This window comes from Kribbella sp. NPDC051137, assembly GCF_040682535.1.
GTDB classification, from domain to species: Bacteria; Actinomycetota; Actinomycetes; order Propionibacteriales; family Kribbellaceae; genus Kribbella; species Kribbella karoonensis.
In genome coordinates this window covers 102,829-121,412 of the sequence record NZ_JBFBBI010000005.1, presented here as the reverse complement: position 1 = coordinate 121,412, position 18,584 = coordinate 102,829, and the positions used below count along the sequence as shown (strand labels likewise).

Here is an 18,584-nt window from a genome sequence, read left to right as displayed (position 1 = left end):
TGGGGGTGGTGATAACCCCACCTCCGTCACGCCTGGCGGGTCGGCAACGCGATAATCTGGCGGAGGTTCAGTTCGCGGCGGCGGCTGACCGCGAACGTGACCACGTCGGCGATGTCGTCGGCGTGCAGCGGGCCGATCTGCTCGTTCATCGACGCGATCAGGTCCTGCCCGGGAGCGTCCAGGTGGGTGGCGAGTTCGGTGTCGGTGAGGCCCGGTTCGACGTTCGTGACCCGGACGTCGTACGGCGAGAGGTCCGCGCGGAGGGCCGCCGACAGCTGGGTGAGGGCCGCCTTCGTGGCGCCGTAGACGGCGTACCCGGGGAAGATCGCGTGCGCGCCGATCGACGAGATGTTCACCAGGTCCGCCGTACGGCCGTCGCCGGCGGCCTTGATCAGGTCCGGGGCGAAGGCGTGGATGAGCCGGAGTACGCCGGTGACGTTGGTGTCGATCATCCGGGTCCAGTCGTCGAGCCGGCCGTCGGCGATCGGAGCGGCCAGCATCACGCCGGCCGCGTTCACCACCAGGTCAACGTTTTCCAGGCGTTCGTGAATTTTCCTAACACCGTTTTCCACGGATTCCTGCTGGGTGACGTCGATCCCGACGCCGAAGGTCCGGTCACCGAGCTTGCCGGCCAGGTCGTCGAGGCGGTCCTGCCGCCGGGCGACCAGCGCGACCGAGGCGCCGGCCGCGGCCAGTTGGGTGGCGATCGCGGCGCCGATACCGCTGGCGGCTCCGGTGACTACTGCGTTGCGAATGCTCAGGTTGGTCATGGCATCGATCCTGGGGCGGTCGTCGCGGCTTACCCAGGTGTCTGTCGAGCCTGGTTCTGGCAGGACCAGGTTGCGGGTCCGGGCGGTCTGGATACTGGAGGACATGGATCGACGTGCGGAGCTGAGCGAGTTCCTCAAGTCCCGGCGGGCCCGCGTGCGGCCGGAGGAGCTCGGCATCAAGGTGTACAGCGGGCGCCGCCGGGTGCCGGGCCTGCGCCGCGAGGAGCTCGCACAGGCGGCCGGCGTCAGCGCGGACTACTACGTACGCCTCGAGCAGGGCCGCACGGACAACGTCTCCCAGGAGATCCTGGACGCGGTCGCCGATGTGCTGAAGCTGACCGGCGACGAGCGGAAACACCTGGCCGTGCTGGCGAAACCGGTGCGCCGGAAGCGCCGCCGTACCACGCAGCGGGTCCGCCCAGGCGTCCAACGGCTGCTCGACTCGATGACCGACGTACCGGCGTTCGTGCTCGGCTACCGGATGGACGTGCTGGCGTGGAACGAGCTGGCCGGCGCGCTGAACGGGTTCGACGACAAGCGCCGGAACGTGCCGCGGATGGTCTTCCTCGACCCCGCGCTGCGCGACTTCTACCCCGACTGGGAGGAGGTCGCCGCGGAGGCCGTCGACTACCTGCGTCTGTACGCCGGCCGGCACCCGGACGACCCGGAGCTGGCCGAGCTGGTCGGGGAGCTGTCGATCCACAGCCCGGAGTTCCGCGAGTACTGGGCGCGGCACGACGTGAAGGACAAGACGTTCGGCGCCAAGCTGCTGCAGCACCCGGTGGTCGGCGAGATCGCGGTGTCCTACGAGACGCTCCAGCTGCCGGGGGATCCGGACCAACTGCTGGTCACCTACACCGTGGAGCCCGGCTCGCCGTCCGAGCAGGCGCTGCGGTTGCTCGCCAGTTGGACGGCACCGGAGCGCGATCCGCGGCGGGTGGCCCCGGAGATACCCTGACCAGGTGACCGTATCCCCCGACCGTCCGATCCGGCGGGTCGCGATGATCAGCCTGCACACCTCGCCGCTCGACCAGCCCGGAACCGGGGACGCCGGCGGGATGAACGTGTACGTCGTGGAGCTGTCGAAACAGCTGGCCGGGCTCGGGATCGAGATCGACGTCTTCACCCGGGCGACCGCGTCGGCGCTGCCCGCCCGGGTCGAACTGCTGCCCGGCGTCACGGTCCGCAACGTTGCCGCCGGCCCGTACGAGGGCCTGACGAAGAACGAGCTGCCCGCCCAGCTGTGCACGTTCGCCCGCGCCGTGCTGCGCGCCGAGGCGATCCACGAGCCCGGCTGGTACGACGTGATCCACTCGCACTACTGGCTGTCCGGCCAGGTCGGCCTGCTCGCCCGCGATCGTTGGGCGGTCCCACTGGTTCACACCATGCACACGATGGCCAAGGTGAAGAACGCCAGCCTGGCCGAGGACGACGTACCGGAGCCGCCGGCGCGGCTGATCGGCGAGGAACAGGTCGTCGAGTCCGCGGACCGGCTGCTCGCGAACACCTCCGACGAGGCGGCCGAGCTGATCTCGTTGTACGGCGCGCAGCCGGCGAAGGTCGGGGTGGTGAACCCGGGCGTGGACCTGGAGCTGTTCAGCCCGGGGGATCAGGCTTCGGCCCGGCGCGAGGCCGGGCTGCCGGAGGACGCCGTCGTACTCGCCTTCGTCGGTCGCATCCAGCCGCTGAAGGCGCCCGACCTGTTGATCCGGGCCGCGGCGCGGATGCTCGAGCGGGACCCGGAGCTGCGTTCGCGTCTGGTCGTGGCGATCATCGGCGGCCCGTCCGGGAACGGGATGGAGCACCCCGAGTCGCACGCCGAGCTGGCGCGGGCGCTGGGGATCGGCGACGTGACCCGGTTCGTGAAGCCGATGGAGCGGGCGCGGCTGGCCACCTGGTACCGGGCTGCCTCGGTCGTGTGCGTCCCGTCGTACTCGGAGTCCTTCGGGCTGGTCGCGTTGGAGGCCCAGGCGTGCGGTACGCCGGTGGTCGCGGCGGCTGTCGGCGGCCTGAGTACGGCGGTCCTCGACGGGCGGACCGGCTACCTCGTGCACGGGCACGGGGTGGACGACTTCGCCGACGCGCTGGCGCGGATCGCGACGGATCCGGCCGTTCGCGAGAGCATGGGCCGCGCTGCGGTCTCGCACGCCCAGGGGTTTGGGTGGGAGCTGACCGCGCGCAAGACGCTGGCGGCGTACCGGACCGCAGCGGACACAATGGCGGCGGACATCGCCGCGGAGGTAGCCGGGTGAGAGTTTCTGCGGCGGACGTCATCCGCCAGGTGCTGACCGAGAACGAGCTGGAGTTCACCGAGGACGAGCCGGGAGTCTTCGCGGCGGATCTGCCGGGGGAGCGCAAGCTCAAGACGACCGTGATGCTGTCGGTCGGGCCGCAGGCGGTCCACGTCCACGCGTTCGTCGCGCGGCATCCGGACGAGAACCACGCGGCCGTCTACCGGTGGCTGCTCGAGCGGAACCTGAAGATGTACGGCGTCGCCTTCGCCGTCGATCACCTCGGGGACATCCACCTGGACGGGCGGGTCCCGTTGCACGCGATCACACCCAGTGAGGTCGACCGGCTGCTCGGGGCGGTGCTGGAGTACGCCGACTCGTCGTTCAACACGATCCTCGAGCTCGGGTTCGCGACCTCGATCCGGCGCGAGTACGAATGGCGGGTGTCGCGGGGCGAGTCGACCCGGAACCTGGACGCTTTCAAGGGCTGGCTGGAGCCTCGGTAGTCTTCGGGTATGACCTATCGCCTGATCCTGCTCCGCCACGGCAACAGCGAGTGGAACGCCAAGAACCTGTTCACCGGCTGGGTCGACGTCGACCTGAACGCCCAGGGCGTGGAGGAGGCACAGCGCGGCGGCGAGCTGCTCCGCGACCGTGACCTGCTGCCCGACGTACTGCACACCTCGGTGCTGCGCCGCGCGATCCGGACCGCGAACATCGCCCTCGAGGTCGCCGACCGCCAGTGGATCGACGTACGGCGCTCCTGGCGGCTGAACGAGCGGCACTACGGCGGCCTGCAGGGCAAGGACAAGAAGCAGACCCTGGAGGAGCTCGGCGAGGAGCAGTTCATGCTGTTCCGCCGCTCCTACGACACCCCGCCGCCGGCCATCGAGCGCGGCTCCGAGTACGACCAGGCCGGCGACCCCCGGTACGCCGGGCTCCCGCCGGAGATCCTGCCCGCGACCGAGTGCCTCAAGGACGTCGTCGAGCGGATGCTCCCGTACTGGTACGACGCGATCGTGCCGGACCTGCGCGACGGCAAGACCGTCCTGGTGACCGCCCACGGTAACAGCCTCCGCGCGCTGGTGAAGCACCTCGACAACCTCGACGAGCAGACCGTCGTCGGCCTGAACATCCCGACCGGCATCCCGCTGTACTACGAACTCGACGACAACTTCAAGCCGGTCACCCCCGGCGGCGAGTACCTCGACCCCACCGCCGCCAAGGAAGCCATCGAAGCAGTCAAAAACCAGGGCCGCTGACCCACTCCTCCAGCCGCGCCAAGGTCCCCACCTTCGGCGCGGCTGTTCTGTTCCCCGGGTGCGTGGCGCTGACGCGCCGGCGCGGGATGCGGTGGTGGATTTGAAAGGTCACGCCTGCGGCGTGGCTGCCTGTTGCCGGCTTCGCCGGGCGCGCGGGAGGTGGTTGTCGGGCAGGGGCGCTGGCGCCGGGCTCGGTGATGGCGTGGGGAAGTCGCCTGCCGGAGCAACCTGTCGCGAGGGGTCCGGCCTGCCGGCCCAGGTACACGACGGGATCGCCCATGGGCAACCCGAGGTGAGCGCCGCCCCGTCGCGGCAGGCCGCGCCTTTGCGGAAGGTTTCCGGCAGTATGTGCAAATTTTCTTCCGAAGAACCGCCACTCCTGGGCAGGTCGTCCCGGGGAATCAACCGCACATACGGCGACGAGGCCTTGCCGAGCGGTACAACCGGGCTTAATCTCTTATTTACGGGAGATAGTTTCAGAATACCGGAAATAGCCGTATTCCACCGCTCTGGAGGACGGGATGATTCGTCGTGTCTGGATTCTGTTGGTTGCGTTGTTGTTGATGCCGGCCGCCGTGCCCCGGGCCGCCGCCGGGCCGCCAGGTGAAGGGGTGGCGCAGCCGAAGCCGTTCCTGTCCGCCATGGAGGGCGGCAACACTGTCGAGGCCAAGATCCGGGAGGCCGCGCCGCGGGCCGACGGGTTCCGGCATATCGATACCCCGGCGACGATCCGCCGGCTGCAGCAGATGCACGCGACGATGTACACGTTCGGCATCTGGGACAAGGCGACCGACTGGGACGACCTGCGGCTGGAGTTCGCGCCGGCCGCGGCTCGAGCGGGGATCGACGTGATGGTGTACCTCGTGCCGCCGTCGGAGTGCTTCCTCAACTCCGTGCGGTCTCTCGACGGGCGCTGCTCGCGACCCTTCAACACCGACTACATCCGCTGGGCGACCGAGCTCGCCAAGCTCTCGCTGACCTACCCGAACATCAAGTCCTGGGGCATCGACGACTTCCTGGTCGGCTCCAACAGCACGCTGTTCACGAAGGACTACCTCGGTCAGGTCCGCGCCGCGATGAATGCGGTCAACCCGCACCTCAAGTGGTACGTCACGCTCTACTCCTGGGACATCACCCCGGCCACGGCCGACAAGATCAAGGGCAACCTGGACGGCGTGATCTTCCCGTACACGGGCTACATCAACAACTCGATCGATCCCACCTGGCTGGAACCCCGGCTGGACTCGTCCCTCGACGTCCTGCGGCCCGCCGGCCTCAGCCTGGTGCTGCTCGTCTACACGGGCCGCTTCCTCGACGGCATGATCCACCCGGACGAGCGGTACGTCGCGGACGTGCTGCGCCGCGCCACGCCGTACCTGAAGGACGGCCGGCTCGACGGTGTCATCGCGTACGGCGCCCCGGTGCGGATCGATCTGCAGCAGCCGAGCTGGGATTTCTGGGGCCACAGCGGGAACGGCCGGCTCAGTCTCAGCGTCGGGAACTTCACCTCGACCGTCGACGGGAGCTACGCCGCCGCCTCGCAGCAGATGGTTGTCTCTGGCAACGGGCCGCGCTCGATCACCTTCAAGCACAGGGATCCCGACGTCGGCGGCCTCCGCGGATACCAGTTCAAGCAGGTGCTCGTCGACGACCAGGTGGTCTGGCAGGCCGATGTCGAGGAGGATCCGAAGGAGACCTGGCTCACCACGACGGTCGACCTGACCGCGGCGCTGCAGGGCAAGACGTCCGCCAAGGTGACGTTCCGGCTGTTCGACCAGCGGGGCGTCGGCTGGTGGCCGCTGGACTGGAGCGTCGACGACGTCACCGGCCGCGGCGTCGTCGTTCGCAACGGCGGCTTCGAGCAGAACCGGGACTGGGAACTGACCCGCAACTACCCGACCATGCAGCCGTACGTCGACATCTACTCGATCGACCGCCCGGCCCGGATCTTCAACGCGATCGGCGCCGCGTACGCCCGGTACCAGGGCCAGCCGTACGTACCGGTCCGAGGGCCGCGCGGGAACTCCGTGAAGATCGGACCGGACAACCGGGCGATGTACGGCAACGGCCGGCTCGCGTTCACCGTGCCGACCGGTCCGATCCCGGCGAACACCTGTGCTTCCGCCACCCAGCAGGTCCGGGTGAAGCCGGGGCAGCCGCGGTACGAGCTGTCGTTCTGGCACGCGGATCCGGAGCAGGCGCGGTTCGGCGAGATCTTCAAGCAGCTGTGGATCGACGGCCAGCTGATCTGGAGCCGGGACGCCGGTGACTACTGGCCGTGGTTCTACATGAACGGATCCGACCACCAGGGCGGCATCGACGTGACGGACTTGGTGAAGGGCAAGCAGTCGGTGGCGATCCAGTTCGGGATCTGCACCAGGCAGGCGGTCACCAGCCCGGGCATGGTCGTCAACTTCGACCACCTCGAGGGCGTCAACCTCGACATCCACAACCCCGGCTTCGAGAACCGGTCGGCCTGGTCGCTGACCGCGAGCAGCCCGTTCCAGGCGGACATCGCCATCGCCCGCTGAACAGAAACAGGCGCCCCCGGCAACGAGCCGGGGGCGCCTGCCTCAGAAGTCAGAAGAAGGTCAGTCGTTGCCGTGCGGGTTCGGCGCCGAAGCGCCCGCGCCGGAGCCGGCCGCGGTGCCGCCGACGGCGACCGGGAGCTCGCCGGTGACCAGGTACACGACCCGGCGGGCCATCGCGACCGCGTGGTCGGAGATGCGCTCGTAGTACCGGCTGAGCAGCGCCATGTCGACGGCGACCTCGACGCCGTGCGGCCAGTCCGCGTCCATCATCAGCCGGAACTGGTTGGAGCGCAGCTTGTCCATCTCGTCGTCGGTGGCCTCGAGCTTGCCGGCCGCCTCGACGTCACGGGTCGCGATCACGTCGCCGGCGGCGTCGACCATCTTGCCGGCCACCGAGCCCATCGACTCGATCACCTCGTGCAGCTCGGTCGGGATCGCGGGCGCCGGGTAGCGCATCCGGGCGATCTTCGACACGTGCGCGGCCAGGTCGCCCATCCGCTCGAGGTCGGCGACCATCCGGAGCGCGGCGACCAGCATCCGGAGCTCGTTGGCGACCGGCGACTGCCGCGCCATCAGCTCGAAGACCTTCTCCTCCACACCCTCGCCGGCGGCATCGAGCTGGATGTCGGCGGCGATGACCTCCTCGGCCTTGCGGATGTCGGCCTCCAGCAGCGCGGCCGTGGAGCGGCGTACGGCGGTGGACACCGTCCTCGTCATCCGCTCGAGCTCGGCGAGGATGTCGTCGAGCTGCTCGTGGTAACTGTCACGCATGGTGTTCGAATCCGATCTGTGGTGTCCGGTGCCGCGGGCGGGCCTCAGCAAGGTACCCGCCCATCGGTGACCGTATGCCGTCGAGGTTGCCGGACGGCGACGAGTGGTGAACGCCTGATGAACAGTTGAGACGCGTCCCGGTCATCCGGTGCTCATTCGGTCTTTCCCTGCTGGTCGCCCGCGTAGCATCGTTGCCGTGGACCCCACGCTGGCTGCGGTGCTGGGCGGCGTCATCGGCGCGGCCCTGGCCCTGCTTTCGCTCGGAGCGATGATGCTGTCGGAGCGGTCCCAGCGCAAGATCCCGGAGTCCCCGGAGCCGATGGTCCCGGCCGGCGTCGCGACGGTGCTGTCGGTACTGCGGTCCTCGGCCGTCGTGATGGGCCCGGAGGACCAGGTGCTGCAGGCCAGTGCCCCGGCGCACGTGCTCGGCATCGTCCGCGGTGAGCGGCTGGTCGTCGACGACATCCTGACGATGGTCCGCCAGGTCCGCCGGGACGGGGAGATCCGCCAGCAGGACCTGGAGATCGTCCGCGGCCGCCTCGGCGCCACGCAGTACGTCAGCGCCCGGGTGGCGCCGCTGGGCAGCCAGCTGGTCCTGGTGCTGGTCGAGGACCGGACCCGGGAGCGCCGCCTGGAGGCGATCCGGCGGGACTTCACCGTGAACGTCAGCCACGAGCTGAAGACCCCGGTCGGCGCGCTGATCCTGCTCGCCGACGCGGTCTCCGAGGCGTCCGACGACCCGGAGGCGGTGCAGCGGTTCTCGGACCGGATGCGGGTCGAGGCGTCCCGGCTCAGCCGGCTGGTCAAGGAGATCATCGAGCTGTCCCGGCTGCAGGGCGACGACCCGCTGGAGAACCCCGGACCGGTGGACATCAACGGCGTGATCGAGACCGCGGTGGACCGCTGCCGGATCGACGCCGACGACCGGGACATCAAGATCGTGGTGAAGACCGAGCCCGAGCTCGAGGTGCTGGGCAGCGCGGACCAGCTGGCGATGGCGATCGGCAACCTGGTCGAGAACGCCATCAACTACAGCCCGGACGGCACCCGGGTCGCGGTCGCCGCGCACCCGATCGGGGACCTGGTCGAGGTGACGGTGTCCGACCAGGGCGTCGGGATCCCGAGCAGCGACCTGGAGCGGATCTTCGAGCGCTTCTACCGGGTCGACCGGGCCCGCAGCCGGGAGACCGGCGGCACCGGTCTCGGCCTGTCGATCGTGAAGCACATCGCCTCCATCCACGGCGGCGACGTACGCGTCTGGAGTGTCGAGGGCCAGGGCTCCACCTTCACCGTGAGACTCCCGTTGCGGTTCGAACCCGCACCGGGCCAGACCGCCTCCCCCGGCCAGGAGGAAGCGGCCCTAAACCCGGCGCCCACCCCGCCGGTTCAGATCGCAAAGGAGACAGCTTCGTGACCCGAGTGCTGGTCGTCGAAGACGAAGAGAGCTACAGCGACGCGCTGTCGTACGTGCTGCGCAAGGAAGGGTTCGAGGTCGCCGTCGCGGAGACCGGACCGGACGCGCTGGACGAGTACGACCGCGCCGGTGCGGACATCGTCCTGCTCGACCTGATGCTGCCGGGGCTGTCCGGCACCGAGGTCTGCCGGGCGCTGCGCAGCCGGGGCAATGTCCCGGTGATCATCGTGAGCGCCAAGGACACCGAGGTCGACAAGGTCGTCGGGCTCGAGCTGGGCGCGGACGACTACGTGACCAAGCCGTACAGCCCGCGTGAGCTGCTCGCCCGGGTGCGCGCTGTACTGCGTCGTGGCCAGGACGTCGAGCTGCTCCCGGACACCCTCGAGGCGGGGCCGGTGCGGATGGACGTCGAGCGGCACGTGGTGACCGTCGGCGGTACCGAGATCCGGCTCCCGCTGAAGGAGTTCGAGCTGCTCGAGATGCTGCTCCGGAACACCGGGCGGGTGCTGACCCGCGGCCAGCTGATCGACCGGATCTGGGGTGCCGACTACGTGGGCGACACCAAGACCCTGGACGTGCACGTGAAGCGGCTGCGTTCCAAGCTCGAGAAGGACCCGTCGAACCCGCAGCACCTGGTCACCGTGCGTGGCCTCGGGTACAAGTTCGAGTCCTGAGTCACACCGCTGCGGGTCGCAACGACCGGCGGGGTTAGCTTAGGCTCTCCTTAGTTGAGGCAAGCTAAGGAGAGTCACTCATGTCCTGGTCCCGTACCAAGGTCGCCCGAGGTGTAGCAGGCATGGTCACCACCGTGCTGCTCGCCACGACCTCGCTGGCCGCGTGCGGCAGCGGCGACGACAAGCAGGCGGTCGGATCGGACGGTACGTCGTCCTCAGGGTTCCCGGTCACGCTCAAGAACACGTTCGGCGAGACGACCATCACGAAGAAGCCGGAGCGGATCGTCACGCTCGGCTGGAACGCCCAGGACGTGGTCTACGCGCTCGGCGAGACCCCGGTAGGGATGCCGAAGATCATCTACGGGCAGACCCCCGACGGCGTCACCGCGTGGGACGCCGGCAAGTTCGACAAGTCGAAGACGACGCTGCTGGACACCGGCGACAAGTACCCGTTCGAGAAGATCGCGGCGCTGCGGCCGGACGTCATCCTGGCGCCGTACGAGGGGTTCGATGCGGCGACGTACAAGACGTTGAGCGACATCGCGCCGACCGTCGCGTACCCGGGAGCGCCGTGGCAGACCACCTGGCAGGACCAGACGCTGCTGATCGGCGAGGCGCTCGGCAAGAAGGCCGACGCGGAGAAGCTGATCACCGGCATCCAGGACAAGATCAAGCAGGTCGCCGCCGCGCATCCGGAGTTCAAGGGCAAGACTGTCACCGTCGGCTCGTTCGGCGCCGAGAACTACATCTACATGCCCGGCGACCCGCGGGTGCAGATCCTGAACGAGATGGGCTTCAAGAACGCGCCCGGCGTCGAGGCGCTGGAGAAGACCAACTCCAAGAAGGAGTTCTCGCTGACGGTCAGCAAGGAGAAGGTCGCGGACGTGGACGCCGACGTGCTGATCGCCTACGTCGACGGGATCGGGACGCAGAAGTTCCTGGCCGACCCGGTCTACTCGTCACTGAAGGCGGTCAAGAGTGGCGGCGCGTACCCGCTGCAGGACCAGCAGATCATCTCCGGGATGAGCGCCGTCAGCGTGCTGAGCGTCCCCTGGGTGCTCGACAAGGTCGTCCCGGGCCTGTCCAAGGCTGCCTCAGCAGGCAAGAACTGACAGACGGGGTACGGCGAGCCGCGGCCACCGGCTCGTCTGCCGCAGCAGAACGGGCCGTCCCGCGCCGGGGCGGCCCGTTCTGTGTCGGTTGCCGGGTGTCTACTGCGCCGCCGGCGGCGGGGTCGGCGAGTAGTGGTCGTCGGTGAGCACCGGGACGTACGTCGAGATCGGTGCCGCGGTGCCGAAGGTGATCGTCACGTTGACCATCTGGCCCGGCTTCGCGCCGGTGACGACGACCGAGGGGCCGTTGTCCTCGGCACCCGGCGTCGATGCCGACGGGGTGTCGGTGGCGGCAGGAGCCGACGGGGTCGCCGGGGTCGCCGTCGGACCGGGGGTGGCGGGCGTCGCCGTCGGACCTGGGGTCGCGGGCGTCGCCGTACCGGTGGCCTGGGCCTCGGCGGCGGTCGTGCCGGCCAGCAGGAGCGCCGAGTCCGGCGCCAGCTCGACCGGGCCCTTGATCCCGCTGAAGGTCACCTGGCCGGCCTGCCAGCTGCCGTCCTGGCCGTCCTGCGTGCCGGAGGGGGCCTGCGCGAACCCGACCAGGGTGTCGGCCTCGGTGCCGTCGTTCACGATGACGCCGTGCAGCTCGCCCTTGCCGGCCGTGTCGGCCAGCACCAGCAGGTTGCGGACCTTGATCGGACCGCTCTCGACGTTCGTACCCTCGGCGGCCTGGTACGGCTGCAGGGTCGGCGCGTCGAAGCTCGCGCTGCACGCCCCGAGCGCGAGACTGAGGGTGACTGCGGCACCCGCCAGCGCGGCGCGCCGGGCGAACCGCGAGGACAACGTGATCGGCACTGGAATCCCTCTCGTGCAAGCTGATTCAGCACTGTGTGCGGACAACTGCGGACTACTCCGGACCTGTTGCGAACACCGCCAGGCAGCGGCCTCCGGCGCCCCAAAGCGTAGCCCTCGGTCGTCGCGGGCCGGACGCCGGGATGCCGATCACCGATGTCCGAGGCAACGGCCCACGCGCGCACGAAGCATTCCGGAGACCGTTTGTCAAGGCAGGAAGTGGGCCCTGACCAGCGCAAACGCCCCGACCGGACCACGGGTCACGTGGTAGGATAGATCTCGGAAAGGGGCACTTCACACATGACTTTCACAGTCGGCGAGACGGTTGTTTACCCCAATCACGGAGCGGCCGTCATCGAGGACATCGAGACCCGTCAGATCAAAGGTGAGGACAAGACCTATCTGGTCTTGAGGATCGTCGCTCAGAACGACCTGGTCGTCCGGGTCCCCGCGTGCAATCTCGATCTCGTCGGCGTGCGTGACGTCGTGGATCAGGCCGGCCTGGAGCGCGTCTTCGACGTGCTCCGTGCACCGCACACGGAGGAGCCGACCAACTGGTCGCGTCGTTACAAGGCGAACCTGGAGAAGCTGCACTCCGGTGACGTGCTGAAGGTGGCAGAGGTCGTCCGCGACCTGTGGCGCCGCGAGCGTGACCGCGGTCTGTCGGCCGGTGAGAAGCGGATGCTGGCGAAGGCTCGCCAGATCCTCGTCTCCGAGCTGGCGCTGGCCGAGCACACCAACGAGGACAAGGCCGAGGCCATCCTCGACGAGGTCCTCGCTTCCTAACGCAAGAGTCGCATGAGCAGCGCGGTCGTGATTCCCGCGGCCGGGTTGGGCCTGCGGCTCGGTGGTGAGACACCGAAGGCATTTCGAGAGGTCGGTGGCGATTCGCTGCTGGTCCACGCGGTGCGTGGCCTGAAGGCAGCGTCCGCCGCCGACCTCGTCTGTTTCGTGGTCGCGGTGCCGCCCGGCTCCGAGGAGACGGTCGGCAAGGAGCTGGCGCCGTACGTCGGTGACGCGCGGTTGATCGTGGTGGCCGGCGGTGCCGAGCGGGCCGATTCGGTGCGGGCGGCGCTCGACGTACTGCCGGTCGACGGGATCGACTGCATCCTGGTGCACGACGCGGCCCGGGCGTTCGTTCCGGCGGACGTGATCGAGCGGGTGGTCGCGGCCGTGCGGGCCGGGGCCGGGGCCGTCGTACCCGTGGTGCCGGTGACCGACACGATCAAGGTGGTCGGGCCCGGTGGCGAGGTCGTCGACACGCCCGACCGGTCGACGCTGGTCGCCGTCCAGACGCCGCAGGGGTTCGCGCCGGACGTCCTGCGGCGGGCGCATGCGGCGGGGGCCGACGCCGGGGTGACCGACGACGCGATGATGTGCGAGCGGATGGGGATCACCGTGCGGACGGTCGAAGGGTCGCCCGATGCGTTCAAGGTGACCCGACCGCAGGACCTGCTGCTGGCGGAGGCGCTGCTCGCGGAGAGGCGGTTGCCGTGAGGATCCCGCGGGTCGGCAACGGTGTCGACGTACATCCGCTCGAGGACGGTCGCCCGCTGTGGTTGGCCGGCCTGCACTGGCCGGACGAGCCTGCCGGTCTGGCGGGACACTCCGACGGCGACGCGGCGGCGCACGCGATCTGTACGGCGTTGCTCACCGCGGCGAAGCTGGGCGACCTGGGGTCGAACTTCGGGACCGCCGAGCCGGAGTGGGCGGGTGCTGCCGGGGTGGCGCTGGTCGCGGAGGCCGCCCGGCGGGTGCGCGCCGCCGGGTTCGAGATCGGTAACGTCACGGTCCAGATCGTCTGCAACCGACCGCGGATCGGTGCCCGCCGCGAAGAGGCCGAGAAGGTGCTCTCGGCCGCCTGTGACGCCGAGGTATCGGTCAGCGCCGCAACCACCGACGGCCTGGGCTTCCCCGGCCGCGGCGAAGGCATCACCGCCCTCGCCACCGCCCTCATCTACTGACCCACCCCACCCACCCCACCCGCGACCCCGCGGCACCCCCGGTCCCGGGCCAACTTTGAGAAGCCACCGATCATTCCTGGGGCGAAATCATGGTTGGTGGGTTCTCAAAGTTGGACGGGGTCGGGGGAGAAGCGGGCGGCTCGGGGGTCCAGTTCGTTGCCGATTCGCTCGGTCAGTGGGGTGTACAGGTCCGGGCGGCGGCCGCGGAGCCAGCGGCGGCCGGTCGACAGCGGGACGAGGTCCAGGTCCAGGTCGGCGGTGACGACCGACTCGGCGGGGACGGGCGTCTCGGCGACGATCCGGCCGTACGGGTCGAGGATCATGCTGTTGCCGGTGCGGAGTTCGTCGTCGTCGCGGCCGACCCCGTTGCTGAACAGAACGAACAAGCCGTTGTCGTGGGCACGGGCCGGCAGCCAGCGCATCAGCCAGCCGCGGCCACTCGGTCCGTTGAAGGCCTCCTCGAGGGCCTCGGGGTCGCTGACCCGGTTCTCCCACAACGACAGCGGGAGAGGCTTCATGCCGTGCGGGCTGCGGGAGTTCGTCCCGCCGGTCTGGTGCGGCGCGAGCAGGACCGTTGCGCCGAGCAACGCCGTGATCCGGACGTTCTCGACCAGGTTGTTGTCCCAGCAGATCAGCACCCCGGCCCGGAACCCCCACGGTGTGTCGAAGACCGTGTACGTCGACCCGCTCGCGATCGCTTCGTGCTCGAACGCGTGCAGCTTCCGATGGACGTGCACCTGCCCGTCCGGCAGGCACACGGCGTACGCGTTGAACAACACACCGTCGTCCTCCTGGAGAAACCCGAAGCCGATCCCGGCGTCGAGTTCCTTGGCCAGGGCAACGATCCGGCGGACCGACGGCCCGTCGGCGGACTCGGCCAGGTCGTGGCGGCGGGCTGGTCCGGGGTCGGCTCGAACTGGACAACGGCTGCGCGGAAGGTCGTCATACAGCCATCGAAACGCCGACGCATCCATGACGTCCAATCACTGTTTGCACGGATTCCATATCCTGAAGTTATGGATCTGCGGCTGCTCCGGGCGTTCGTCACGGTTGCCCGCCTGCGGAACTTCGGGTCGGCGGCCGCCGAGCTGTCGACCAGCCAGCCGGCGTTGACGAAACAGATCCAGGTGCTGGAGCGCCGGGTCGGGTCGGTGCTGTTCGTCCGTGGGCGGCACGGCGCGCGGCTGACTCCCGCGGGGGAGTTGTTGCTCGCTGACGCTCTGGAGTTGCTGGACCGGGCGGAGGCCTTCGAGCGCAGGGCCGCGCAGGTCGCGTCCGGGGCCGAGGGATCGTTGGCGATCGGGTTCGGGCTGTCGGGGATCGAACTGGCGCCGCGGGCGGTCGCGTTGTTCCGGAGCCGGTGGCCCGGGGTGACGATCTCGCTCGAGGACATGTCCTCGGCGACGCAGTGCGAGCGGCTACTGGCCGGCAGCCTGCAGATCGGCTTCGTCCGGCTGCCGGTGCCCGCGGGCCTCGAGCATCTCCGGCTGCGCCGCGACCGGCTCACCCTCGCCGTACCGGCCGGCCAGACCCTGCCCCGTGATCTGGCCGGCTGGATCGATGCCCGCCCGCTCGTCCGCCTGACGCCCGGACGTGGACCGGGGCTGACCGCCCAGATCAACACGCTGTACGCCGAACTTGGTTGCCATCCGCAAATACTTCAGGAGGCCGGCGACCTGCAGACCGTGCTGGCGTTGACGGCCGCGGGAGCGGGGCCGGCCGTCGTACCGCAGACCGCCGAGCGGATCGCGCCGCCCGAGGTCCGCCTGGTACCGCTCCCGGGCCGCGCGGCCACCTGGTGGACCGGCGCCGCCTGGGCGACCCGGACCCCACTCACCGAACGCTTCGTCGAAGCCGCCGCCGAGATCGCCCGCACGACCTGAGGCGATCGGCTCAGGAGCCCACTGAGCCCCAGAAGGCGCACTGGTGTTCCTTGGCCAGGTCGGCGGAGGTGATGCTCGACGAGCCGAGTGACTGGACGTGCCCGTTGTTCTGGAACGGCTGCCACTGTGGCTGACCCGCGCTGTTCGGGTTTCCGGTGTGTGCGAACTGCGTCCAGTAGCTGATCATCGTCGCGGCGAGTTGCTTCTGTGCCGGGGTGCTCGGGCCCGGGAGCTGCTCGTCGTGGAAGAGGTACTGCAGCTCGGCGCCGTGGAACGCGCCGGTCGGGAAGTTGGGCTTCGGGAGGGTGCTGAACCACGGCGCAGTGTCGTCGGCGAACTCGTACGCGTAGAGCGGTGTGTGCGCGGCGAGTGCGCGGTCTCGGGACAGGACCGGGCAGCCCCATGCCCAGTCGGTGACGACGGTGGACAGTGCTTCGCCGGCGGACCGGAACTTGTCGACCGGATAGCGGGCCAGGACCCGGGCGGCGTCCGAGGGGGTGAAGAGCGCGCCGATCTGCTCGCGGTAGGAGGCGGGGGTCGTCACTTCGCCGGTTGCCGCTTCGATCGCCGCGGTGAACAGGTGGTGCTCGTCCCGCGTGGTGCCCTGGATGATCGGGACCTTGTTGAAGTCGCCGGTGGCGAAGGCGCGGTCCGGGCTGATGGGCAGCATGCCGCCGCCGACGGTCGGTCCTGACCCGACTCCGTCGTCGGACCACTTGGCGAGCTCTTCCGTGGACTTTGACCGCAGGCAGGGCGCAGCGGCCCGCGGGTTGGCGCAGCCGAGCTTGGTCGCGACCTCGAGGCCGTGCTGCTCACGCTCGGACCGCGGCAGCGGGAACCAGGTCGGCGGTCCCGGTGACCACTTCCGCCCGGTGCACTCGCCGCTCTGCAGGATCGCCTTCTGGAACAGCCCTGCCGACCCCGGCGCGACCAGCTGCGAGCAGACGCTGGTGCCGCCGGCGGACTCGCCGAAGATCGTGACATTGCCCGGGTCGCCCCCGAACGCCGCCGCGTTGCGCTGGACCCATTGCAGCGCCGCCTGCTGGTCCTCGAGGCCGAAGTTGCCCGAGAGCTGCCGCGCCCGGCCGCGGTCCAGTGCCGGGTGTGCGAGGAAGCCGAAGATACCCAGGCGGTAGTTGGGGCTGACCACGACGACCTGGCCGCTGTCCGCCAGCTGCTGTGCGCCGTACAGGCTGCCGGCTCCGTTGATGAAGCCGTTGCCGTGGATCCACACCATGACCGGCAGCTTGCGAGCGCTGCTGTCCCGCGGCGTGGTGACGTTGAGGTAGAGGCAGTCCTCGGTGGTGCTCGCCTTGTCGATCAAGCCCGCGGACTGGGCACAGCGGTTCCCGGGCTTGGTCGCATCCCGGATCCCGCGCCACGACGCGGCCCGCTGCGGCGATGCCCAGCGGAGCTGTCCGACCGGCGGAGCGGCGTACGGGATTCCCTGGAAGAGCCGGGCGTCCGAGGTGAGCGTGCCGCGGACGGCGCCCGCGTCCGTCGAGACCACGGTCGGCGCGGGAGCTGCCGGCGTGCGCGCGGGAGTTTCCGGTGTACCGCGGGTCGCGGATTCCGCGACGCCGCCGCACGCTGCCACCGAGCTCGCGAGGATCGCCGCGAGCAGCAGCCCTCCGAACCGGCCGGCCCGCGGTCGCCGGCGATTCTGTCCGTCGTGGTGATCGTGCTGTCGCATTGCCTGCTCGCCTTCGTCGACTGAGTTCGTGTGTGGGTCACACGAATATAAAGTGTAAGGTACACACGAAGTCAAACCGAGGAGCGTCCTGATGCCGATCACCGACGATGCGCACCTGCCGCCGGGACTGGTGCTGGCCTGGGGGCAGCCGGCCAAGTCGCACAGACTCGGCAGGAAGCCGACGCAGAGTGTGGAGCAGATCGTCGACGCGGCCCTCGACCTGGCCGACGCCGACGGGTTCGCCGCGCTGTCGATGCCCAAGCTCGCCCAGAAGCTGGGGCTGACCGCCAACGCGATCTACCGGTACGTCAGGTCCCGCGACGAGTTGCTCGTCCTGCTTGCCGACGCCGCCTGGGGTCCGGCGCCGGACCTCGACGCGGGGGACTGGCGGGCCGGCGCGGCGGCCTGGACCCGGGCGATGGTCGATCGCTGCGACATCCACCCCTGGTTGTGCGACCTCCCGATCCGCGGCGCGCCGATGACCCCGAACCTGCTCGGCTGGGCCGAGGCGGTCCTGAGAGTGCTGACCGGCGCCGGGCTGACCCCCGACGAAGGCCTGTCGTGCGCATTGCTGCTGGACGGTTACGCGCGGCGGACCGCCAGCGCCCGGCGCGATGTGCGGGACAACGCCACCACCTCCGTCGACCCGGCAGCGGTCGCACAGTTCCTGGAGCCGCGGCTGCACGAGCTCGGCTACTCGATCCTGGCCGCCCTGATGGCCGGCGACCAGTACACCGACGAGGTCCACGACGACGACATCGCCTTCGGCCTCGAACGGATCCTCGACGGCATCGACGTACTCATCACCCAGAAGCGGTCGTCACGGTCCTGAGCTGTAGCCGGGGTTGGCGACGTGCGGCACGTTGCCGCGCAGCCGGCGGTTCTTGATCGCCGCGGCCACGACGATGCCCGCGGCTCCGAGCAGCATCAGGATGCTCGAGACGACCTTGGTGGTGACGTGCAGCGGACCGTCGAACTGCGCGGGCAGTACGTTGTTCGGGTCGACGATCAACCGCACCTGGCCGTTCGGGAAGTGTTTGTAGTCGCCGCTGGACATGTCGTGGCTGTGGCCGTCCGGGCAGTCCGCGGTGAACGACTGGACGCCGGTGCCGTCGTAGTCGCGGACCTTGCAGGTCACGGTCCGGCCGACGTGCGACATCACCAGCGGGGCGGGCGTCATCATCCACGGGACGGCCGCCAGCCCGGCCGCCACCGCACCGAGGTATCCGTAGTACCCGCCGCCGAGGGTCGCGATGCCGATCACGAAGAACCCGCAGCCGAGCACCATCACCAGCACCGCGATGACGACGTTGTGCGGCGGCAGCGTGTACAGGCCGCCGGCCAGGACGAACAGCACCGCGCCGATCGCGATGTTGCGCCAGGTGGGTCCCTTCGGCGAGCCCGGACGGCGGAGCCGTCGTCCGGCCACGATGACGATCAGCAGGATCAGCGCGGTCCCGCCGTAGAACTCCCACCCGACACTCATC

General features: G+C 69.7%; 19 protein-coding genes. 13 read left to right on the top strand and 6 right to left on the bottom strand.

What is annotated here, in order from left to right:
- Positions 1-26: 26 nt before the first annotated feature.
- Entirely contained in the window at positions 27-770 is a 744-nt protein-coding gene (locus tag AB0M51_RS26525) for an SDR family oxidoreductase (RefSeq protein WP_344200175.1), read from the bottom strand.
- 103 nt (positions 771-873) lie between these two features.
- Here AB0M51_RS26525 and AB0M51_RS26520 point away from each other — a divergent pair, with 103 nt between their 5' ends.
- The 5 genes from AB0M51_RS26520 (at position 874) to AB0M51_RS26500 (ending at position 6,794) form a co-directional block, all read left to right on the top strand.
- Positions 874-1,728 carry a helix-turn-helix transcriptional regulator gene (locus tag AB0M51_RS26520; protein ID WP_344200172.1) on the top strand — a complete coding sequence of 285 codons (855 nt, stop codon included), beginning with the start codon at positions 874-876 and terminating at the stop codon, positions 1,726-1,728.
- A 43-nt stretch (positions 1,729-1,771) separates the two neighbouring features.
- On the top strand, positions 1,772-3,022 hold the full coding sequence (gene mshA, locus AB0M51_RS26515; protein WP_344200723.1) for a D-inositol-3-phosphate glycosyltransferase: 1,251 nt from the start codon (positions 1,772-1,774) through the stop codon (positions 3,020-3,022).
- The gene (locus tag AB0M51_RS26510) at positions 3,019-3,507 is read left to right on the top strand and encodes a YbjN domain-containing protein (RefSeq protein WP_344200169.1); all 489 of its coding nucleotides are present in this window, start codon (positions 3,019-3,021) and stop codon (positions 3,505-3,507) included. Before mshA ends, AB0M51_RS26510 begins: the two co-directional genes overlap by 4 nt.
- Before the next feature lie 9 nt (positions 3,508-3,516).
- Positions 3,517-4,263, top strand: a complete 747-nt coding sequence (locus tag AB0M51_RS26505) for a phosphoglyceromutase (protein WP_344200167.1) — start codon at positions 3,517-3,519, stop codon at positions 4,261-4,263.
- 521 nt (positions 4,264-4,784) lie between these two features.
- Positions 4,785-6,794, top strand: coding sequence for a hypothetical protein (locus tag AB0M51_RS26500; RefSeq protein ID WP_344200164.1), 2,010 nt, complete (start codon positions 4,785-4,787; stop codon positions 6,792-6,794).
- 60 nt (positions 6,795-6,854) lie between these two features.
- On the opposite strand, the gene phoU is transcribed toward AB0M51_RS26500, so the two are convergent.
- A complete protein-coding gene (gene phoU / locus AB0M51_RS26495; RefSeq protein ID WP_344200161.1) occupies positions 6,855-7,565 on the bottom strand; it encodes a phosphate signaling complex protein PhoU in 711 nt (236 codons plus the stop codon).
- 196 nt (positions 7,566-7,761) lie between these two features.
- Here phoU and AB0M51_RS26490 point away from each other — a divergent pair, with 196 nt between their 5' ends.
- From AB0M51_RS26490 to AB0M51_RS26480, 3 genes are all read left to right on the top strand, one after another.
- Positions 7,762-8,979, top strand: a complete 1,218-nt coding sequence (locus AB0M51_RS26490; RefSeq protein ID WP_344200158.1) for an ATP-binding protein — start codon at positions 7,762-7,764, stop codon at positions 8,977-8,979.
- On the top strand, positions 8,976-9,653 hold the full coding sequence (locus tag AB0M51_RS26485) for a response regulator transcription factor (RefSeq protein ID WP_141858161.1): 678 nt from the start codon (positions 8,976-8,978) through the stop codon (positions 9,651-9,653). Before AB0M51_RS26490 ends, AB0M51_RS26485 begins: the two co-directional genes overlap by 4 nt.
- A gap of 80 nt (positions 9,654-9,733) precedes the next feature.
- Positions 9,734-10,765, top strand: a complete 1,032-nt coding sequence (locus AB0M51_RS26480; RefSeq protein WP_344200155.1) for an iron-siderophore ABC transporter substrate-binding protein — start codon at positions 9,734-9,736, stop codon at positions 10,763-10,765.
- A gap of 99 nt (positions 10,766-10,864) precedes the next feature.
- Here the strand turns inward: AB0M51_RS26480 and AB0M51_RS26475 are convergent, their stop codons facing one another.
- Complete coding sequence (locus AB0M51_RS26475; protein ID WP_344200153.1) at positions 10,865-11,560, bottom strand: hypothetical protein; 696 nt, start codon at positions 11,558-11,560, stop codon at positions 10,865-10,867.
- 297 nt (positions 11,561-11,857) lie between these two features.
- Here AB0M51_RS26475 and AB0M51_RS26470 point away from each other — a divergent pair, with 297 nt between their 5' ends.
- Genes AB0M51_RS26470 through ispF form a run of 3 tightly spaced genes read left to right on the top strand, consistent with a single transcriptional unit; the run spans position 11,858 to position 13,521 of the window.
- On the top strand, positions 11,858-12,343 hold the full coding sequence (locus AB0M51_RS26470) for a CarD family transcriptional regulator (protein WP_130446326.1): 486 nt from the start codon (positions 11,858-11,860) through the stop codon (positions 12,341-12,343).
- Between the two features lie 12 nt (positions 12,344-12,355).
- Complete coding sequence (ispD, locus tag AB0M51_RS26465; protein ID WP_344200150.1) at positions 12,356-13,054, top strand: 2-C-methyl-D-erythritol 4-phosphate cytidylyltransferase; 699 nt, start codon at positions 12,356-12,358, stop codon at positions 13,052-13,054.
- Positions 13,051-13,521: a 2-C-methyl-D-erythritol 2,4-cyclodiphosphate synthase gene (ispF, locus tag AB0M51_RS26460; RefSeq protein ID WP_344200147.1), complete on the top strand. Its 471-nt coding sequence runs from the start codon at positions 13,051-13,053 to the stop codon at positions 13,519-13,521. Before ispD ends, ispF begins: the two co-directional genes overlap by 4 nt.
- Positions 13,522-13,625: 104 nt before the next feature.
- Here ispF and AB0M51_RS26455 read toward each other — a convergent pair whose 3' ends face one another.
- The gene (locus tag AB0M51_RS26455; protein ID WP_363750937.1) at positions 13,626-14,495 is read right to left on the bottom strand and encodes a nitrilase-related carbon-nitrogen hydrolase; all 870 of its coding nucleotides are present in this window, start codon (positions 14,493-14,495) and stop codon (positions 13,626-13,628) included.
- Between the two features lie 42 nt (positions 14,496-14,537).
- Here AB0M51_RS26455 and AB0M51_RS26450 point away from each other — a divergent pair, with 42 nt between their 5' ends.
- The gene (locus AB0M51_RS26450) at positions 14,538-15,404 is read left to right on the top strand and encodes a LysR family transcriptional regulator (protein WP_344200141.1); all 867 of its coding nucleotides are present in this window, start codon (positions 14,538-14,540) and stop codon (positions 15,402-15,404) included.
- 10 nt (positions 15,405-15,414) lie between these two features.
- Here the strand turns inward: AB0M51_RS26450 and AB0M51_RS26445 are convergent, their stop codons facing one another.
- A complete protein-coding gene (locus tag AB0M51_RS26445) occupies positions 15,415-17,097 on the bottom strand; it encodes a carboxylesterase/lipase family protein (RefSeq protein WP_344200139.1) in 1,683 nt (560 codons plus the stop codon).
- Positions 17,098-17,188: 91 nt separating this feature from the next.
- Between AB0M51_RS26445 and AB0M51_RS26440 the strand changes: the two genes are divergently transcribed.
- Positions 17,189-17,929 carry a TetR/AcrR family transcriptional regulator gene (locus AB0M51_RS26440; protein WP_344200136.1) on the top strand — a complete coding sequence of 247 codons (741 nt, stop codon included), beginning with the start codon at positions 17,189-17,191 and terminating at the stop codon, positions 17,927-17,929.
- Here AB0M51_RS26440 and AB0M51_RS26435 read toward each other — a convergent pair.
- A complete protein-coding gene (locus tag AB0M51_RS26435) occupies positions 17,918-18,583 on the bottom strand; it encodes a hypothetical protein (RefSeq protein ID WP_344200133.1) in 666 nt (221 codons plus the stop codon). The genes AB0M51_RS26440 and AB0M51_RS26435 overlap by 12 nt on opposite strands.
- Between the last annotated feature and the right edge of the window lies 1 nt (position 18,584).